The organism is Afipia massiliensis (genome assembly GCF_014203115.1).
GTDB lineage: Bacteria > Pseudomonadota > Alphaproteobacteria > Rhizobiales > Xanthobacteraceae > Afipia > Afipia massiliensis.
The window spans coordinates 209,552-228,202 of record NZ_JACHIJ010000001.1 but is presented as its reverse complement, the minus strand read 5'-3'; the positions used below and the strand labels follow the sequence as shown (position 1 = coordinate 228,202).

Here is an 18,651-nt window from a genome sequence, read left to right as displayed (position 1 = left end):
ATGGGCGGAATTCTGCAGAACTATCTGCCACTTGTGGTGTTTATCGGAGTCGCGACCGTGATCGGTCTCGCACTGCTGGTTGCGCCCTTCATCGTTGCCTATCAGCAGCCCGATCCGGAAAAGCTTTCGGCCTACGAATGCGGCTTCAATGCGTTCGATGATGCGCGCATGAAATTCGACGTCCGGTTCTACCTCGTCGCGATTCTGTTCATCATCTTCGATCTGGAAGTCGCCTTCCTGTTTCCGTGGGCGGTGGCGTTCGGCAAACTCGGCCTCGCAGGGTTCTGGTCGATGATGGTGTTCCTCGCTGTGCTGACCGTCGGGTTTGCCTACGAGTGGAAGAAGGGAGCGCTGGAATGGGATTGAGCCCGAACACGGCGCCCTCGATCATGCAGCCGGCAGTCTCGCAGGCGGCGACGGGGATTCTCGATCCGCGCACCGGTCTGCCGGTCGGCGCGGACGACAGGTATTTTCTCGAGATCAACAGCGAACTGTCCGACAAGGGTTTCTTCGTTGCCGCGACCGACGACCTGATCACTTGGGCGCGCACCGGCTCGCTGATGTGGATGACCTTCGGCCTCGCATGCTGCGCGGTCGAAATGATGCAGGTCTCGATGCCGCGCTACGACGTCGAGCGTTTCGGATTCGCGCCGCGCGCGTCGCCGCGCCAGTCGGACGTCATGATCGTCGCCGGCACGCTGACCAACAAGATGGCGCCCGCGCTGCGCAAGGTCTACGACCAGATGCCGGAGCCGCGCTACGTGATCTCGATGGGATCGTGCGCCAACGGCGGCGGCTACTATCACTATTCGTATTCGGTGGTGCGCGGCTGCGACCGCATCGTGCCCGTCGATATTTATGTTCCGGGGTGTCCGCCGACGGCGGAAGCGCTGCTGTACGGCGTGCTGCTGCTGCAGAAGAAGATCCGGCGCACCGGAACGATTGAACGGTAATCGCACATGGATGATGCGAAACTAGACGCTCTTGGCCAGACGATCTTGGCCGCGCTACCTAGCGCGGCGCTTGGTCATTCCGTTGCGTTCAACCAGCTCACGATCTCGGTCGATCTGGCGAAGATCATCGATGTCGTTCGCGTGCTGAAGACCGATCCGCGCTTCCGCTTCGTGAACTTCACCGACGTCACCGCGGTGGACTATCCCGGCCGCGAGAACCGCTTCGACGTGATTTATCACTTCATGTCGCCGGTGCTGAACGCGCGCGTCCGGCTGCGCGGCGAGGCGAACGAAACCACGCAGGTGCCGTCGATCATCAGCGTGTTTCCGGGATCGGACTGGTTCGAGCGCGAGACCTACGATCTCTACGGCGTGATCTTCACCGGGCATCCGGACATGCGCCGCCTGCTGACCGACTACGGCTTCGACGGCCATCCGCTGCGCAAGGATTTCCCGCTGACCGGTTTCGTCGAGGTTCGCTACGACGACGCGGAAAAGCGCGTCGTGTACGAGCCGGTGCGGCTCAATCAGGAATTCCGCAAATTCGACTTCCTCTCGCCATGGGAAGGCGCGGACTATCCGCTGCCGGGTGACGAGAAGGCCGGCGCGCCCCCGGCGCCCGCCGGTTCTACTCCTGCAAAGGCAGGTGGCTGATGACCGAGGTTCTGAACGCTGAAGCTACCGGCATGCGCAATTTCACCATCAACTTCGGACCGCAGCATCCGGCGGCGCACGGCGTGCTGCGCCTTGTGCTGGAGCTTGACGGCGAAGTGGTCGAGCGCGTGGACCCTCATATTGGTCTGCTTCATCGCGGCACCGAAAAGCTGATCGAGCAGAAGACCTATCTGCAGGCGATCCCGTATTTCGACCGGCTCGATTACGTCGCGCCGATGAATCAGGAACATGCGTTCTGCCTCGCGGCGGAAAAGCTGCTCGGCATCACCGTGCCGCGGCGCGGACAGTTGATCCGCGTTCTGTATTCCGAGATCGGCCGCATCCTGTCGCATCTTCTCAACGTCACCACGCAGGCGATGGACGTCGGTGCGCTGACGCCGCCGCTCTGGGGTTTCGAAGAGCGCGAGAAGCTAATGGTGTTCTATGAGCGCGCCTCCGGCTCGCGCATGCACGCGGCGTTCTTTCGCGTCGGCGGCGTGCATCAGGATCTGCCGCCGAAGCTGATCGACGATATTTATAACTGGTGCGATCCGTTCCTGACGGTATGCGACGATCTCGAAACGCTGTTGACCAACAACCGCATCTTCAAGCAGCGCAACGCCGACATCGGCGTCGTGACCCTTGAGCAGGCGTGGGAGTGGGGCTTCTCCGGCGTGATGGTGCGCGGCTCGGGTGCTGCGTGGGATCTGCGCAAGTCGCAGCCTTACGAATGCTACGCCGAGATGGATTTCGATATTCCGATCGGCAAGAACGGCGACTGCTACGATCGCTACTGCATCCGCATGGAAGAGATGCGCCAGTCGGTGCGCATCATGAAGCAGTGCATCGAGAAGCTGCGCGCGCCTGAGGGGCAGGGGCCGGTTGTCGTCGAGGACAACAAGATCGCGCCGCCCAAGCGGAGCGAGATGAAGCGCTCGATGGAAGCGCTGATCCATCACTTCAAGCTTTATACCGAAGGCGTGCACGTGCCCGCCGGCGAAGTCTACGCCGCGGTCGAAGCGCCCAAGGGCGAGTTCGGTGTGTTCCTGGTCGCTGACGGCACCAACAAGCCGTACAAGTGCAAGATCCGCGCGCCGGGCTTCGCGCACCTTCAGGCGATGGACTTCATCTGCAAGGGGCATCTGCTGGCCGACGTGTCGGCGATTCTCGGCTCACTCGACATCGTGTTCGGCGAGGTGGATCGCTGATGACGCAGCAGCCGATTATTTTTGACCGCATCACCGGCGAGATGACCGGTGCTACGCCGTGGGAGCGCAGCATCGGCTTCGCGCTGCTCGCGGGGTCAAAGGTCGGCGCGTATATCTCGCATCGCGGTTACAACAGTGCGGCCAATCTTCTGAAGACGCTGCTGCCCGAGCGCGACATCAACATCATGCTCAATCCGGACGCGACGTTTTCGTTTCCTTACGGCGACGGCTACTGGAGCAAGCTGCTCAACCGCACCTTCAAGTACGAAGACGAGCTTGAACTGTTCCTGCTGGATTCGAAGGACGTCGATTACACGCTGATCGATTGTGGCGCGAACTACGGCTACTGGTCGGTGATGGTCTCCAGCCAGCGCTTCGGCTCGCGCCGGTCGATCGCGATGGAGCCGTCGTCACGGAATTTTCCGCGGCTGGCGCACAACGCGAAGATCAACGGCGGGCGCTTTGAGGCGATCAACGCCGCCATCGGGTCCGCGCGCGGCACGGCGCGCCTGTCGGGCACCAAGCATGAAGCCTTCAGCATTGCCGGTGGTGAGAATGCGGGCGGTGAGGAAGTCACGGTACTGGCGCTCGATAACCTGATCGTGGATGGCAGGATCCCGGCGCAGGGCAAGTACATCATCAAGCTGGACGTCGAAGGCGTCGAGATCGACGCGATGAAGGGCGGCAAGCGGATTCTGGAAACGGATTCGGTCGTGGTCTGCGAGGAGCACGGCAACGATCCGACCCACAGCGTGTCGCGCTACATTCTCGAACACACGCCGATGAAGGCGATCATCCATGATCCGGCGACTGATCGCTTCGAGGCGCTGACGCAACTGTCCACGCTCGACCGCATCAAGGTCGCCTCGCACGTTGGTTATAACGTGTTCGCGACATCGAGCGCGTTCTGGGAACAGCGCATCTACAGCATGAATTCTGGCAACGCGCGCCGCGCCATGACGCGATAGGTAGTGGCGCAATGAAAGACCGAAAGATTTAACGATGGCCGTCCGCCGTTTGGCCCCGAAAGAAAAGCAGCCCACCAGCTTCGCGTTCAGCGCGGAGAATCTGACGTGGGCGAAAGCCCAGATCGCGAAGTATCCGCCCGGCCGTCAGGCCTCGGCGGTGATCCCGATCCTGTGGCGCGTTCAGGAACAGCACGAGGGCTGGGTATCGGAAGTCGCGATCCGCGCGGTCGCCGATCTGCTTGAGATGCCTTACATCCGCGTGCTGGAAATCGCGACCTTCTACACGATGTTCCAGCTCGAGCCGGTGGGCAAGAAGGCGCACGTGCAGGTCTGCGGCACGACGCCGTGCATGCTGCGCGGCTCGAAGGATCTGATCGAGGTCTGCAAGAACCGGATTCATCACGATCCGTTCCACGTCTCGGCTGACGGCAATTTCAGCTGGGAAGAGGTCGAGTGCCTCGGGGCCTGCGTGAACGCGCCCATGGTGATGATCTGGAAGGACACCTACGAGGATCTGACGCCGGAGAGTTTCGGCAAGGTGCTCGACGGCTTCGCCTCGGGCAATCCGCCGAAGCCCGGTCCGCAGATCGACCGCCAGTTTGCCGCGCCCGTGACCGGACTGACCTCGCTCACGTCGGACGCCGACAACGATAACAAGGGTAAGGCATCCGCACCGGGTAAGCCGGCGCTCACAGATGCCGAGTCCAAGAAGCAGACCGAGTCCGCGAACGTGCAAGAGCGTCCGTCGCCGAAGCCGCCGATGGGCGATGCGACCGCGACAAAACCACCGAAAGGCGCGTCATGAGCACACAGCTTCTCAAGCATATCGCGTTTCACGCCGTTTGCGCGGCGGTGTTCATCTTCGTGCTGAATTTTTACATCTTGAAGACCGAGCTTCAGTCAGCCGTGTTCTGGGCCATCGGGTTCGGAACGATGGCGGGCGGGCTCGCGTATCAGCAATCCAAGCGTTCAGGGTCTTAAGGTAGCGACTATGCTCGACGACAAGGACCGCATCTTCCGCAATCTCTATGGCCAGGGCGACTGGGGTCTCGAAGGCGCACGCCGTCGCGGCGCATGGGACGGCACCAAGGCGATCATCGACAAGGGCCGCGACTGGATCGTCAACGAGATGAAGGCATCGGGCCTGCGCGGGCGCGGCGGTGCTGGATTCCCGACCGGCATGAAATGGTCATTCATGCCGAAGGACAACGCCGACGGTCGTCCGAGCTATCTGGTCGTCAACGCCGACGAGTCGGAGCCCGGCACCTGCAAGGATCGCGAGATCATGCGGCACGATCCGCATCTGCTGGTGGAAGGCTGCCTGATCGCGAGCGCCGCCATGGGTGCGCATGTCTGCTACGTCTATGTGCGCGGCGAATTCATCCGCGAGCGCGAGCATCTGCAGGCTGCCGTCGATCAGGCTTATGAGGCCAAGCTGATCGGCAAGGACAACATCCACGGCTATCCGTTCGAGATGTATGTCCACCACGGCGCCGGTGCGTATATCTGCGGCGAGGAAACAGCGCTGCTCGAAAGCCTCGAAGGCAAGAAGGGCCAGCCGCGCCTGAAGCCGCCGTTCCCGGCGAACGTCGGTCTCTATGGTTGTCCGACTACCGTTAACAACGTGGAGTCGATCGCGGTCGCGCCGGACATTCTCCGGCGTGGCGCTGCGTGGTTCGCGGGCATCGGCCGCGCCAACAATGTCGGCACCAAGCTGTTCGGCATCTCGGGTCATGTGAACACACCCTGCGTTGTCGAAGACGCCATGGGCACCACGTTCCGTGAACTGATCGAGAAGCACGGCGGCGGCATTCGCGGCGGCTGGGACAATCTGCTGGCGGTTATTCCCGGCGGCGCATCCTGTCCGCTGATCCCGGCGGCGGATTGTCAGGATCTCATCATGGATTTCGACGGCACTCGCGCCGCGAAGTCGAGCCTCGGCACTGCCGGCATGATCGTGATGGACAAGTCGACCGATGTGGTCGCGGCCATCGCTCGTATCTCTTACTTCTTCAAGCATGAAAGCTGCGGCCAGTGCACGCCGTGCCGCGAGGGCACCGGCTGGATGTGGCGCGTGCTGTCGCGCATGGTCGAGGGTCGCGCCCACAAGCGCGAGATCGACATGCTGCTGGAAGTCACCAAGCAGGTCGAAGGCCACACCATTTGCGCGCTCGGCGACGCGGCGGCCTGGCCAATTCAGGGGCTGATCCGCGCCTTCCGTCCGGAAATCGAGCGGCGCATCGATGATTTCACGCGCAAGTCCACGCTGGACGATCAGGGCGTCCTCGATCCGGTCCACATGGTCGCGGCGGAGTAATGGCGATGACCAAAATTCTCATCGACGGCAAAGAGATCGACGTTCCGGGCGAGTACACGCTGTTGCAGGCGTGTGAGGTCGCGGGCGCTGAGATTCCTCGCTTCTGCTATCACGAGCGTCTCTCCATCGCCGGCAACTGCCGCATGTGCCTCGTTGAGGTCGCGGGCTCGCCGAAGCCGGTCGCGAGCTGCGCCTGGGGTGTGCGCGATTGCCGTCCCGGCCCGAACGGCGAACTGCCGGCGATCAAGACCAAGTCGCCGATGGTCAAGAAAGCACGCGAAGGCGTGATGGAATTCCTGCTCATCAACCACCCGCTGGATTGCCCGATCTGCGATCAGGGCGGCGAGTGCGATCTGCAGGATCAGGCGATGGGCTACGGCGTCGACACCAGCCGCTTTGCCGAGAACAAGCGCGCGGTGGAAGACAAGTACATCGGCGCGCTGGTGAAGACCTCGATGACCCGCTGCATCCAGTGCACGCGCTGCGTCCGTTTCACAACAGAAGTTTGCGGCGTGCCGGAAATGGGCCTGACCGGCCGCGGCGAAGACGTCGAGATCACGACCTATCTCGAAAGCGCATTGACGTCGGAGTTGCAGGGCAACCTCGTCGACATCTGCCCGGTGGGCGCGCTGACCTCGAAGCCTTATGCATTTGCTGCGCGTCCGTGGGAACTCGGCAAGACCCAGTCCGTCGACGTGATGGATGCGGTCGGTTCCGCGATCCGCGTCGATACGCGTGGCCGCGAAGTGATGCGCATCCTGCCGCGCATCAATGAAAATGTGAACGAGGAGTGGATCTCCGACAAGACGCGCCACATCGTCGACGGCCTGCGCACGCAGCGGCTCGACCGGCCGTACATTCGCGAGAACGGCAAGCTGCGCGCGGCATCGTGGTCCGAAGCGTTCGCTGCGATTGCAGCGAAGACCGCACCGCTGCACGGCGTGCGTATCGGCGCGATTGCGGGCGATCTCGCCAGCGTCGAAGATATGTTCGCGCTCAAGGATCTGATGAGCAAGTTTGGCTCGACCAATGTCTCCACCCAGGATGGCGCGGCATTCGATCCGAAAGCCGGTCGCGCGTCCTACATCTTCAATCCAACCATCTCCGGCATCGAGCAGGCGGATGCGTTGCTGATCGTCGGCTCCAATCCGCGCAAGGAAGCGGCCGTGCTCAACGCGCGCATCCGCAAGCGCTGGCGCACCGGTGCGCTCAAGATCGGCGTGATCGGCGATAAGGCTGATCTCACTTATGACTACGAGCATCTCGGTGCCGGTACTGATACGCTGACCGATCTGGCGGCGGGCAAGCATTCCTTCGCCGACGTGCTGAAGGGCGCGAAGAACCCGATCGTGCTGGTCGGCGCGGGCGTTGCTGCCCGTCACGACGGCGCTGCGGCGCTGGCGCTGGCGGCGAAGCTCGCTGCGGACTTCGGCGCGCTCAAGGATGGCTGGAACGGCTTTGCGGTGCTCCACAAGGCGGCGTCGCAGGTCGGTGCGCTCGACATTGGTTTTGCGCACGGCCCGGGCAGTCTGACCGTGGCGCAGATGACCACGTTCGGCACGCTCGACGTGCTGTTCTCGCTGGGCGCCGACGACGTCAATCCGGCGGACGGCACCTTCGTGGTTTACATTGGCACGCACGGCGACAAGGGCGCGCACCGCGCCGATGTCATCCTGCCGGGCGCGGCCTATACCGAGAAGGCCGGCATCTACGTCAACACCGAAGGCCGTGTGCAGATGGCCAACCGCGCCGCGTTCCCGCCGGGCGACGCGCGCGAGGACTGGGCGATTATCCGCGCGCTGTCGGAAGCTGTCGGCAAGAAGCTGCCTTACGACTCGCTGGCGCAATTGCGTCAGGCGATCTTCAAGGCCGTGCCGCACCTGATGCGGATCGACCAGATCGAGGCGGGCGACGCGGCTGGCGTGAAAGCGCTTGCGGCGCGTGGCGGTTCGGTCGAGAAGGGCCCATTCAAGAGCGCCGTGCAGGACTTCTACCTGACCAATCCCATCACGCGGGCTTCCGCTGTGATGGCCGAATGTTCGAAGCTCGCCTCCGGGCAAATTCTGACGGCGGCGGAGTGAGCGTGATCCGATGACCGAATTCTTCGCAAGCGAGTTGTGGACCGGCTTTCTGTGGCCGCTGATCATCATGGTCGCGCAGAGCGTGCTGCTGCTCGTGCTGCTGCTGGTTGCGATTGCCTACATCCTGCTGGCCGACCGAAAGATCTGGGCGGCAGTGCAGATCCGGCGCGGCCCCAACGTGGTCGGGCCGTGGGGCCTGCTGCAATCCTTCGCGGACTTGCTGAAGTTCGTGCTCAAGGAACCAACGATTCCGGACGGCGCGAACAAGGTCGTGTTTTTGCTCGCGCCGTTGGTCACGTGCGTGCTTGCACTGGCCGCGTGGGCGGTGATCCCGGTCAATCTCAACTGGGTGATCGCTGACATCAATGTCGGCGTGCTCTACATCTTCGCGATCTCGTCGCTGTCGATCTACGGCATCATCATGGCCGGCTGGTCGTCGAACTCGAAGTATCCGTTCCTCGCCGCACTTCGCTCCGCCGCGCAGATGGTGTCGTACGAAGTCTCCATCGGCTTCGTCATCATCACCGTGTTGCTGTGCGTCGGTTCGCTGAACCTGACGGCCGTGGTCGCGGCACAGGATACCAAGCTCGGCATTCTCGGCTGGTACTGGCTGCCGCTGTTCCCGATGTTCGTGATTTTCTACGTGTCAGCGCTGGCGGAAACAAATCGTCCGCCGTTCGATCTGGTTGAAGCGGAATCAGAACTGGTCGCCGGCTTCATGACCGAATACGGCTCGACGCCGTACCTGTTGTTCATGCTCGGCGAGTATGTCGCCATCACCACCATGTGCGCGCTGGCGACGATCCTGTTCCTCGGCGGCTGGCTGTCGCCGATCCCGTTCGCGCCGTTCACCTGGGTGCCGGGCGTTATCTGGTTCGTGCTGAAACTGTTCTTCATGTTCTTCCTGTTCGCGATGGCGAAGGCGATTGTGCCGCGCTACCGCTACGACCAGCTGATGCGGCTGGGCTGGAAGGTGTTTCTGCCGTTGTCGCTGGCGATGGTCGTGATCGTCGCCGCTGTTTTGCAATTCGGGGGGCTTGCTCCGAAATGAGGTCGTCGTCATGGGCATAGCAAGCACAGCCAACTCGCTTCTGCTGAAAGAGTTCGTCTCGGCGTTCATTCTCGCCATGCGCTACTTCTTCAAGCCGAAGCCGACGCTGAACTACCCCTTCGAGAAGGGACCGATCTCACCGCGCTTCCGCGGCGAGCATGCGCTGCGCCGTTATCCGAACGGCGAGGAACGCTGCATCGCCTGCAAGCTGTGTGAGGCGATCTGTCCGGCGCAGGCCATCACCATCGAGGCCGGTCCGCGCCGCAACGACGGCACGCGCCGTACGGTGCGCTACGACATCGACATGGTGAAGTGCATCTATTGCGGGTTGTGCCAGGAAGCATGTCCGGTCGACGCCATCGTCGAAGGTCCGAATTTCGAATTCGCGACGGAAACGCGCGAGGAACTTTATTATGACAAGGCGAGACTGCTCGCTAACGGTGACCGCTGGGAGCGTGAGATTGCGAAAAGCATCGAACTCGACGCGCCGTACCGGTGAGGTGAGGGTATGATCGGTCCCGCGCTCTTCTTCTATTTGTTTGCCGGCGTCTGCGTGGCGTCAGCGGTCATGGTCGTGACCTCGCGCAACCCTGTGCATTCGGTGCTGTTCCTGATCCTGGCGTTCGTGAACGCAGCCGGGCTGTTCATGCTGCTCGGCGCGGAATTCCTCGCGATGATCCTGATCGTGGTCTACGTCGGCGCGGTCGCGGTGCTGTTCCTGTTCGTCATCATGATGCTCGATGTGGACTTCGCCGAACTGCGCCAGGGCTTCATCGACTATCTTCCGTTCGGTCTGCTGATCGGCGCGGTGTTCCTCGCGGAACTGCTGCTGGTGGCGGGGGGCTGGGTCCTGAACCCGAATATCGCGAAGGCGATCACGTCGCCGATCCCGAGTGGCGTCAGCAACACCGAGGCGCTCGGTCTCGTGCTGTACACGAAGTATCTGCCTTACTTCCAGTTGTCGGGGCTGATCCTGCTGGTCGCGATGATCGGCGCCATCGTGCTCACGCTGCGGCACAAGCCGAAGGTCAAGCGTCAGGACATCAACGTGCAGAACGCCCGCACCAAGGCGGCCGCGATGGACGTGCGCAAGGTGACCGCGGGGCAGGGCCTGCAGGATGCGGATTCCGGGGAGTGGGTGAAATGACGATCGGCCTCGGTCATTACCTCGCCGTAGCGGCGATCCTGTTCACGCTCGGTATTCTCGGCATCTTCCTCAACCGGAAGAACGTCATCGTCATCCTGATGTCGATCGAACTCATTCTGCTCGCCGTGAACATCAACCTCGTGGCGTTCTCGGCGTTTCTCGGCGACATCGTCGGGCAGGTATTCGCGTTGCTGGTGTTGACGGTCGCGGCGGCAGAAGCCGCGATCGGTCTTGCCGTGCTGGTGGTGTTCTTCCGCAATCGGGGATCGATTGCGGTCGAGGACATCAATCTGATGAAGGGTTAATTCGCGCCATGATTCAGGCCATCGTCTTCCTGCCGCTGATCGGCGCGCTCATTGCGGGTGCGGTGGCGCTTTATGGCGCGCACGCACGCAACCCGAGCGGCGACGAGATGGATCATGCCCATGGTCATGGGCATGACGATCACGGTCACGGCGCGGCTCACGCGCACGCAGCGCATGATGATCACGACGCCCACGGGCACGACGATCATGGTCCGGTCGAGCCACCGGCTGCCGGTTCGCGCACTGCGGAAGTCGTCACGACCGCTCTGCTGCTGATCTCGGCTGCGCTGTCCTGGATGGCGCTGGTCGATGTCGGCTTCCTGCACCACGACGCCCGCGTTCAGCTGTTCACCTGGATCGGCTCAGGCGACCTCGTCGTCAATTGGGCGCTGCGTGTCGATACGCTGACTGCCGTCATGCTGGTCGTCGTGACCTCGGTGTCGTCGCTCGTGCACCTGTATTCGATCGGCTACATGCACGAGGATCCGAACCGTCCTCGGTTCATGGCTTACCTGTCGCTGTTCACCTTCGCGATGCTGATGCTGGTGACGGCGGACAACCTTGTGCAGCTGTTCTTCGGCTGGGAAGGCGTGGGCCTCGCGAGCTACCTGCTGATCGGCTTCTGGTACCAGAAGCCGTCGGCGAACGCCGCCGCGATCAAGGCTTTCGTCGTCAACCGCGTCGGCGACTTCGGCTTCGCGCTCGGAATCTTCGCGGTCTTCATGCTGGTGGGATCGACCGACTTCGACACCATCTTCGCCGCTGCCCCCGGCCTGACCGGCAAGACCATTCACTTCTTCGGCTGGGATGTCGACGCGCTGACGTTAACCTGCTTGCTGCTGTTCATGGGCGCGATGGGCAAGTCCGCGCAGTTCCTGCTGCACACCTGGTTGCCGGACGCCATGGAAGGCCCGACGCCGGTGTCCGCGCTGATCCACGCCGCGACGATGGTCACCGCCGGCGTGTTCATGGTGGCGCGTCTGTCGCCGCTGTTCGAACTCGCGCCGAACGCGCAAGCTGCTGTGATGCTGATCGGCGCGACCACCGCGCTGTTCGCCGCCACCATCGGCCTCGTGCAGAACGACATCAAGCGCATCGTTGCGTATTCGACCTGTTCGCAGCTCGGCTACATGTTCGTGGCGATGGGCGCGGGCGCATACTCGGTCGGCATGTTCCACCTGTTCACGCACGCGTTCTTCAAGGCGCTGCTGTTCCTGGGCGCTGGTTCCGTGATTCATGCGATGCATCACGAGCAGGACATCCGCGCCATGGGCGGCCTGAAGGACAAGATCCCGTTCACCTACATCACGATGGTGGTCGGCACGCTGGCGCTGACGGGCTTCCCGCTGACGGCAGGTTATTTCTCCAAGGACGCGATCATCGAGTCCGCCTTCGTCGCGCAGAATCCGTTCGCGCTTTACGGTTTCCTTTGCACCGTGATCGCCGCGGGCCTGACCTCGTTCTACTCATGGCGTCTGATCTTCAAGACGTTCCATGGCGAGCCGCACGACAAGGAGCACTATGAGGCTGCGCACGAGAGCCCCTATACGATGCTGATCCCGCTCGGCGTGTTGGCCGCGGGTTCTATCCTCGCAGGCTTCCCGTTCAAGGAACTGTTCGCCGGACACGGGATCGGAGAGTTTTTCCGCGAGTCGCTGAAGAACCATCCGAAGATCATCGATGAGATGCATCACATCCCGGCGATGATTGCCTTCCTGCCGACGGTGATGATGGTGGTCGGGTTCATCGTCTCGTGGCTGTTCTACATCCGCAAGCCCTATCTGCCGGTTGAACTCGCGAACCAGCACCCGGGCATGTACCGGTTCCTGCTCAACAAGTGGTACTTCGACGAACTGTACGATTTCATTTTCGTGCGTCCGACGAAGTGGCTCGGCCGCTTCCTCTGGAAGAAGGGCGATGGCGCCATCATCGACGGTTTCGGGCCTGACGGGGTGTCGGCGCGCGTGCTTGACGTGACGCGCAACGTGGTCCGCCTGCAAACCGGTTATCTCTATCACTACGCCTTCGCGATGCTGATCGGTGCAGCCGGTCTCATCACGTGGTTCATATTCGGTCTCGGGGGCCAATAATGACAACCTGGCCCATCCTTTCCGTTGTTACGTTCCTGCCGGTCGTCGGCGCGGTCCTGATTTATCTCAGCCGCGGCGATGACGAAGCCGCGCGCGGCAATGCACGCTGGATCGCACTCTGGACCACGATCATCACCTTCGCGGTGTCGCTCATTCTGGTGATGCGGTTCGATGCGTCGAATCCCGGCTTCCAGTTCGTCGAGAAGGCGCCGTGGCTCGCCAACACCATCACCTATCACATGGGCGTCGACGGCATTTCGCTGCCGTTCGTGATCCTGACCACTGCGCTGATGCCGTTCTGCATTCTCGCAAGCTGGAAGTCGGTGACGGTGCGCGTGCGCGAATACATGATGGCGTTTCTATTCCTCGAAACGCTGATGGTCGGCACGTTCTCCGCGCTCGATCTCGTGCTGTTCTACCTGTTCTTCGAAGGCGGCCTCATTCCGATGTTCCTGATCATCGGCGTGTGGGGCGGACCGCGCCGGGTCTATGCCAGCTTCAAGTTCTTCCTCTACACGCTGCTCGGATCGGTGCTGATGCTGCTCGCCATCATGGCGCTGTACCTCAATGCCGGGACCACGGACATCCCGACGCTGATGAACACCGCCGTTCCGCGCAGCCTGCAGACATGGGCGTGGCTGGCGTTCTTCGCCTCTTTCGCGGTGAAGATGCCGATGTGGCCGGTTCATACCTGGCTGCCGGATGCGCACGTCGAAGCGCCGACCGCTGGCTCCGTCGTGCTGGCCGCGATCCTGCTGAAGATGGGCGGCTACGGCTTCCTGCGGTTCTCGCTGCCCATGTTCCCGCTGGCGTCGTATGACTTCGCTCCGCTGGTCTTCTCGCTGTCTGCGATCGCGATCGTCTACACGTCGCTGGTCGCGCTGATGCAGGAAGACATCAAGAAGCTGATCGCTTACTCGTCGGTGGCCCACATGGGCTTCGTCACCATGGGCATCTTCGCCGGCACCACGCAGGGCATCGCCGGAGGCGTGTTCCAGATGATCTCGCACGGCATCGTGTCGGGCGCGCTGTTCCTCTGCGTCGGCGTTGTCTACGACCGGCTGCATACCCGCGAGATCGCCGCCTATGGCGGCCTCGTGAACCGGATGCCGCTTTACGCGCTTGTCTTCATGGTGTTCACCATGGCCAATGTCGGCTTGCCGGGCACTTCCGGCTTCGTCGGCGAATTCCTCACACTGATCGGCACCTTCAAGGTCAGCATCCCGACCGCGACGGTCGCGACGCTGGGTGTCATCCTGTCGGCGGCCTATGCGCTGTGGCTCTATCGCAAGGTGGTGTTCGGCGTGATGGACAAGCCGGCGCTTGCGGGCATCAAGGATCTGACGCTGCGGGAAGGCATCATTCTCGCCCCGCTGGTGTTCCTCACCATTCTTTTTGGCGTGTATCCGCAGCCGGTGCTCAATATGTCGGCGGCGTCGGTGCAGCAGCTTGTCAATAATTACAACACTGCCATCACCGCCGTGAAAGCGGCGGCGCTGGTTCAGTAAGAACAACGGGTCAGGACCGGACTTATGACTTTCGCAGGATATTCGCTGCTCCCCGTGCTGCCGGAGCTGGTGCTTGCGGCCGGTGCCATGGCGCTGTTGATGCTGGGCGCGTTTCGCAGCGGGCAGACGACGTCGCTGGTGACCGGACTTGCGGTTGTACTTCTCGTTATCACGGGCGCGCTGGTGCTGTGGCTGCCCGGCGGCAAGCTCACGACCTTCGGCGGCAGCTTCATCGTCGATGATTACGCGCGTTTCCTGAAAATCCTGGCGCTGCTCGGTTCCGGCGTGACGCTGATCCTGTCGCGCGCCTATCTCGCCGAGCAGGCGAAGATCTTCGAATACGCGATCCTGGTGATGCTCTCCACCGTCGGCATGATGGTGCTGATCTCCGCCGCCGATCTGATCATGCTCTATCTCGGCCTCGAGCTGATGAGCCTTGCGCTTTACGTCGTCGCCGCCAGCCATCGCGACGACACCAAGTCCACCGAAGCCGGCCTGAAGTATTTCGTTCTCGGCGCGCTGTCGTCGGGCATGCTGCTTTACGGCGCGTCGCTGATTTACGGCTTCACCGGCACGGTCAGCTTCGCGGGCATTGCAGCCGAGGCAAAGGGCGGCAACATCGGCCTGCTGTTCGGTTTGGTGTTCCTGCTGGTAGGCCTCTGCTTCAAGGTGTCTGCCGTTCCGTTCCACATGTGGACGCCTGACGTTTACGAAGGCGCGCCGACGCCTGTTACCGCGTTCTTTGCGTCGGCCCCGAAGGTCGCGGCGCTCGCCGTGTTCACGCGCGTGGCGCTCACCGCATTCCCCGGCATCGTGCCGCAGTGGCAGCAGATCATCGTGTTCGTCTCCATCGCCTCGATGGCGCTGGGATCGTTCGCGGCCATCGGCCAGAAGAACATCAAGCGCCTGATGGCGTATTCGTCCATCGGTCACATGGGCTTTGCACTGGTCGGTCTTGCTGCCGGAACGGAGCAGGGCGCGCAGGGCGTGCTGGTCTATATCGCGATCTATGTCGCCATGACGCTTGGCACCTTCGCCATCATCCTCGCCATGAAGCGCAACGGTCAGGCGGTCGAGACGATCAGCGATTTCTCGGGATTATCGCGGACCAATCCGATGCTGGCGTTTTTCTTCGCGATGTTCCTGTTCTCGCTGGCGGGCATTCCGCCGCTCGCCGGCTTCTTCGCGAAGTTCTATGTGTTCCTCGCCGCGATCAAGGCCGGACTGTTCACGCTGGCGGTGATCGGCGTGGTGACCAGCGTGGTCGGCGCGTTCTATTATCTCACCATCATCAAGGTGATGTACTTCGACGAGCCGAAGGAAGCGATGGAGCCGATGCACGTCGAGCTTCGGGTGGTGCTGGCGTTCGCAGGCATCTTCAACCTGCTGTTCTTCGTCTACCCCGCACCGCTGGTGAACGCCGCCACCGTCGCAGCGAAGTCGCTGTTTTAATGGCGTTCGCGCTCGGTCCACGGGCCAGAGCCCAGAACTATCGTCTCGCGGCGTTCGACAGTATCGGTTCGACCAATGCCGAAGCGCTGGAGCGGGCGCGGGCGGGCGAGCGCGGTCCGCTCTGGCTGGTGACGGACCAGCAAACCGCTGGACGCGGACGCCGGCAGCGCGCATGGGTATCTCCGCGCGGCAATCTCGCGGCCACCATTCTTGAGACGGTTGACGCTCAGCCTCCCGTCGCGGCGACGCTGGGGTTCGCCGCGGGTCTCGCGCTCGAAGCGGCGTTGCAGGCAGTCAGTGTGGAATATCGCATGCGATCGGGCGGGGCGGCCAAGGGCAAGTTTCTTCTGAAATGGCCGAACGACGTTCTGGCGGACGGCGAAAAGCTGTCCGGTATTCTGCTTGAAGCGGAAACCATCGGTGGCGGTCTCTGTGTCGCCGTCGGGATGGGAACCAATGTGGTGTCTGCGCCGGAAGGGACACCCTATCCGGCGACATCGCTTGCCGCGCTCGGGATCACGGCCAGCGCAGGCGATCTGTTCATGGCTTTGTCGGATTCATGGGCCGAGTTCCGCGGCATCTGGGACAACGGCAAAGGCTTTTCCGAGATCCGCCGCCTGTGGCTGGAGCGCGCGGCGGGTTTGGGTGAAGCCGTCTCGATCCAGTCGAACGGAGCGCCTGTCGAGGGTATCTTCGAGACCATCGACGACACCGGTTGCCTGATCGTCGCGGCCCGCGACGGCAAGCGCACGCCCATCGCCGCCGGCGATGTTCATTTTGGATCGGCCAAATCGTCTGGAGCTACCTGATGTCGCGACCTGACGAACTGACGTTTGCACCGCTGGGAGGTGTCGGCGAGATCGGCATGAACCTGTCGATCTACGGCCTCGGCAACCGGCACCAGCGAAGCTGGCTCGCCATCGACCTCGGCGTGTCGTTCGGCAACGAGGAGCACCTGCCGGGCATCGATGTCATCATGCCGGACATCCGCTTTCTGGTGAAGGAGCGGAAGAATCTGGTCGGGCTGGTTCTCACCCACGCCCACGAGGATCATTTCGGCGCCATCATCGATCTGTGGCCGCAGTTGAAGTGCCCGATCTACGCGACGCAGTTCAGCGCTGCGTTGTTCGAAGCCAAATGCGCCAGCGAGCGCAATCCGCCGAAGATCCCGGTCACAGTCGTGCCTTCTGGCGGCACCATCGATGTCGGCCCCTTCAGCGTGGAATTCGTTCCGGTCGCGCATTCGATTCCCGAATCCCACGCACTCGCGATCCGCACCACCGCCGGAACCGTGCTGCATACCGGCGACTGGAAGATCGATCCGACGCCGATCATCGGCAAGCCGACCGACGAGAAGCGGCTGCGCGAAATCGGCGATCAAGGCGTGATGGCGCTGGTCGGGGACTCGACGAACGCGGTGCGCGAAGGCCGCTCGCCGTCCGAGCAGGAAGTCGCCAAGAACATCACCGAACTTGTGAAGGCCGCGCGCGGACGCGTTGCGGTCACGACATTCGCGTCCAACGTGGCGCGGCTGCGCGCCGTGGCCGACGCGGCGAAAGCCGCCGACCGCGAGGTCGTTGTGGTCGGGCGCGCGATGGAGCGGGTGGTGCAGGTCGCCCGCGAGACCGGTTATCTCGATGGCGTGCAGGCGTTTCGCGGTGCGGATATGTATGGACATTTTCCGCCGGACAAGGTGCTGGCGCTGTGCACCGGCAGCCAGGGCGAGCCGCGTGCGGCATTGGCGCGCATCGCCAACGACGATCATCCGCAGGTGACGCTGAACCAGGGCGACACCGTGATCTTCTCGTCGCGCACCATTCCCGGCAACGAGAAGGCGGTCGGCGCGATCATCAATGGACTCGTGACGCAGGGCATCGAGGTCATCACGGACCGGACCCACATGGTCCATGTCTCGGGTCATCCCCGGCGCGACGAACTGCGCGACATGATTTCGTGGGTTCGCCCGCAACTGCTGATTCCCGCGCATGGCGAAGCGCTGCATCTGTCGGAGCATGCCAAGCTCGCGCGTGCCTGTGGCGTGCCCAAGGTGCTGATCTGCAAGAACGGCGATCTGGTGCGGTTGGGGCCGGGCGATCCGGCGATCATCGAGGAACTGCCGAACGGGCGTATCTTCAAGGATGGCAACATCCTTGAAACCGAAAAGGCGCGTGCTGTTGTCGAGCGTCGGCGGCTGGCGTTTGCGGGCTGCGCCTTCGTCGCCATCGCCGTAACCGAGAAGGGCGATCTCGCCGACGATCCCGAGGTTGATCTGGTCGGTATTCCGGAAAAGAATAAGGAAGGCGAGGTGATCGCGGACGATGTTTTCGATGTCGTCGTCTCGACGGTCGAGAATCTGCCGCGTGCGCGCCGCCGCGATCCCGATGCGATCGCCGAATCCGTGCGGCGCGCGGTGCGCTCCGAAATCAACGAGCAGTGGGGCAAGAAGACGCTTTGCGTCGTTCACGTGCTGATGGTTTGATTTCCGCTCGATATCTTGAGGAGTGAAATATGCTGGGCCGGCTTAATCATGTGGCGATTGCGGTGAAGGATGCCGAAAAGGCCGCACAGATCTATGGCAAGGCGTTCGGTGCGGAAATTTCCGGCGCGGTGCCGTTGCCCGAACACGGCGTCATCACGGTGTTCGCGACGCTGCCCAACACCAAGATCGAATTCATCCAGCCGCTCGGCGAAGATTCGCCGATCGCGAAATTTGTCGAGCGTAATCCTGACGGCGGCATCCATCACATCTGCTACGAGGTGCCGGAGATCATTGCCGCGCGCGATACGCTGATTGCGGAGGGCGCTCGTGTGCTGGGCGACGGCAATCCGAAGATCGGCGCACACGGCAAGCCGGTGCTGTTCCTGCACCCCAAGGATTTCTCCGGCGCGCTCGTCGAAATCGAACAGTCCTGAAGGG

At 62.4% G+C, this 18,651-nt stretch carries 19 protein-coding genes; all 19 read left to right on the top strand.

The genetic code is table 11. The features are described 5' to 3' along the window. From HNQ36_RS01030 to mce, 19 genes are read left to right on the top strand one after another with little or no spacing between them, the layout of a single operon-like run. Positions 1-366 (top strand): NADH-quinone oxidoreductase subunit A, encoded by a 366-nt coding sequence (locus HNQ36_RS01030; protein WP_046829981.1) that lies wholly within the window; start codon positions 1-3, stop codon positions 364-366. Continuing rightward, positions 357-953 (top strand): NuoB/complex I 20 kDa subunit family protein, encoded by a 597-nt coding sequence (locus HNQ36_RS01025; protein ID WP_046829980.1) that lies wholly within the window; start codon positions 357-359, stop codon positions 951-953. Before HNQ36_RS01030 ends, HNQ36_RS01025 begins: the two co-directional genes overlap by 10 nt. A gap of 6 nt (positions 954-959) precedes the next feature. Next, on the top strand, positions 960-1,607 hold the full coding sequence (locus tag HNQ36_RS01020) for an NADH-quinone oxidoreductase subunit C (protein WP_184082110.1): 648 nt from the start codon (positions 960-962) through the stop codon (positions 1,605-1,607). After that, positions 1,607-2,815 carry an NADH-quinone oxidoreductase subunit D gene (locus HNQ36_RS01015; RefSeq protein ID WP_184082109.1) on the top strand — a complete coding sequence of 403 codons (1,209 nt, stop codon included), beginning with the start codon at positions 1,607-1,609 and terminating at the stop codon, positions 2,813-2,815. The genes HNQ36_RS01020 and HNQ36_RS01015 overlap by 1 nt, the downstream gene beginning before the upstream one ends. Then, on the top strand, positions 2,815-3,783 hold the full coding sequence (locus HNQ36_RS01010) for an FkbM family methyltransferase (RefSeq protein ID WP_184082108.1): 969 nt from the start codon (positions 2,815-2,817) through the stop codon (positions 3,781-3,783). Before HNQ36_RS01015 ends, HNQ36_RS01010 begins: the two co-directional genes overlap by 1 nt. A 34-nt stretch (positions 3,784-3,817) precedes the next feature. Then, a complete protein-coding gene (nuoE, locus tag HNQ36_RS01005; protein ID WP_184082107.1) occupies positions 3,818-4,588 on the top strand; it encodes an NADH-quinone oxidoreductase subunit NuoE in 771 nt (256 codons plus the stop codon). Continuing rightward, complete coding sequence (locus tag HNQ36_RS01000) at positions 4,585-4,764, top strand: hypothetical protein (protein ID WP_046829974.1); 180 nt, start codon at positions 4,585-4,587, stop codon at positions 4,762-4,764. Before nuoE ends, HNQ36_RS01000 begins: the two co-directional genes overlap by 4 nt. 10 nt (positions 4,765-4,774) lie before the next feature. Continuing rightward, positions 4,775-6,100, top strand: a complete 1,326-nt coding sequence (nuoF, locus tag HNQ36_RS00995) for an NADH-quinone oxidoreductase subunit NuoF (protein WP_184082106.1) — start codon at positions 4,775-4,777, stop codon at positions 6,098-6,100. A gap of 5 nt (positions 6,101-6,105) precedes the next feature. After that, on the top strand, positions 6,106-8,181 hold the full coding sequence (gene nuoG, locus HNQ36_RS00990; protein ID WP_184082105.1) for an NADH-quinone oxidoreductase subunit NuoG: 2,076 nt from the start codon (positions 6,106-6,108) through the stop codon (positions 8,179-8,181). A 10-nt stretch (positions 8,182-8,191) separates the two neighbouring features. Beyond that, positions 8,192-9,232: an NADH-quinone oxidoreductase subunit NuoH gene (gene nuoH / locus HNQ36_RS00985; RefSeq protein WP_184082104.1), complete on the top strand. Its 1,041-nt coding sequence runs from the start codon at positions 8,192-8,194 to the stop codon at positions 9,230-9,232. A gap of 10 nt (positions 9,233-9,242) precedes the next feature. Continuing rightward, positions 9,243-9,731, top strand: a complete 489-nt coding sequence (gene nuoI, locus HNQ36_RS00980; RefSeq protein WP_046829971.1) for an NADH-quinone oxidoreductase subunit NuoI — start codon at positions 9,243-9,245, stop codon at positions 9,729-9,731. 9 nt (positions 9,732-9,740) lie between these two features. Beyond that, on the top strand, positions 9,741-10,379 hold the full coding sequence (locus tag HNQ36_RS00975) for an NADH-quinone oxidoreductase subunit J (RefSeq protein WP_184082103.1): 639 nt from the start codon (positions 9,741-9,743) through the stop codon (positions 10,377-10,379). Then, complete coding sequence (nuoK, locus tag HNQ36_RS00970) at positions 10,376-10,684, top strand: NADH-quinone oxidoreductase subunit NuoK (RefSeq protein WP_002711592.1); 309 nt, start codon at positions 10,376-10,378, stop codon at positions 10,682-10,684. Before HNQ36_RS00975 ends, nuoK begins: the two co-directional genes overlap by 4 nt. Positions 10,685-10,692: 8 nt before the next feature. Then, positions 10,693-12,774 (top strand): NADH-quinone oxidoreductase subunit L, encoded by a 2,082-nt coding sequence (gene nuoL / locus HNQ36_RS00965; protein ID WP_184082102.1) that lies wholly within the window; start codon positions 10,693-10,695, stop codon positions 12,772-12,774. After that, complete coding sequence (locus tag HNQ36_RS00960; RefSeq protein ID WP_184082101.1) at positions 12,774-14,282, top strand: NADH-quinone oxidoreductase subunit M; 1,509 nt, start codon at positions 12,774-12,776, stop codon at positions 14,280-14,282. The genes nuoL and HNQ36_RS00960 overlap by 1 nt, the downstream gene beginning before the upstream one ends. A 24-nt stretch (positions 14,283-14,306) precedes the next feature. Further along, positions 14,307-15,734 (top strand): NADH-quinone oxidoreductase subunit NuoN, encoded by a 1,428-nt coding sequence (gene nuoN, locus HNQ36_RS00955; protein ID WP_184082100.1) that lies wholly within the window; start codon positions 14,307-14,309, stop codon positions 15,732-15,734. Next, the gene (locus HNQ36_RS00950) at positions 15,734-16,543 is read left to right on the top strand and encodes a biotin--[acetyl-CoA-carboxylase] ligase (protein ID WP_184082099.1); all 810 of its coding nucleotides are present in this window, start codon (positions 15,734-15,736) and stop codon (positions 16,541-16,543) included. Before nuoN ends, HNQ36_RS00950 begins: the two co-directional genes overlap by 1 nt. Continuing rightward, entirely contained in the window at positions 16,543-18,213 is a 1,671-nt protein-coding gene (locus tag HNQ36_RS00945; RefSeq protein ID WP_184082098.1) for a ribonuclease J, read from the top strand. The genes HNQ36_RS00950 and HNQ36_RS00945 overlap by 1 nt, the downstream gene beginning before the upstream one ends. A gap of 29 nt (positions 18,214-18,242) precedes the next feature. Then, the gene (gene mce / locus HNQ36_RS00940) at positions 18,243-18,647 is read left to right on the top strand and encodes a methylmalonyl-CoA epimerase (RefSeq protein WP_006020751.1); all 405 of its coding nucleotides are present in this window, start codon (positions 18,243-18,245) and stop codon (positions 18,645-18,647) included. Positions 18,648-18,651 lie beyond the last annotated feature (4 nt).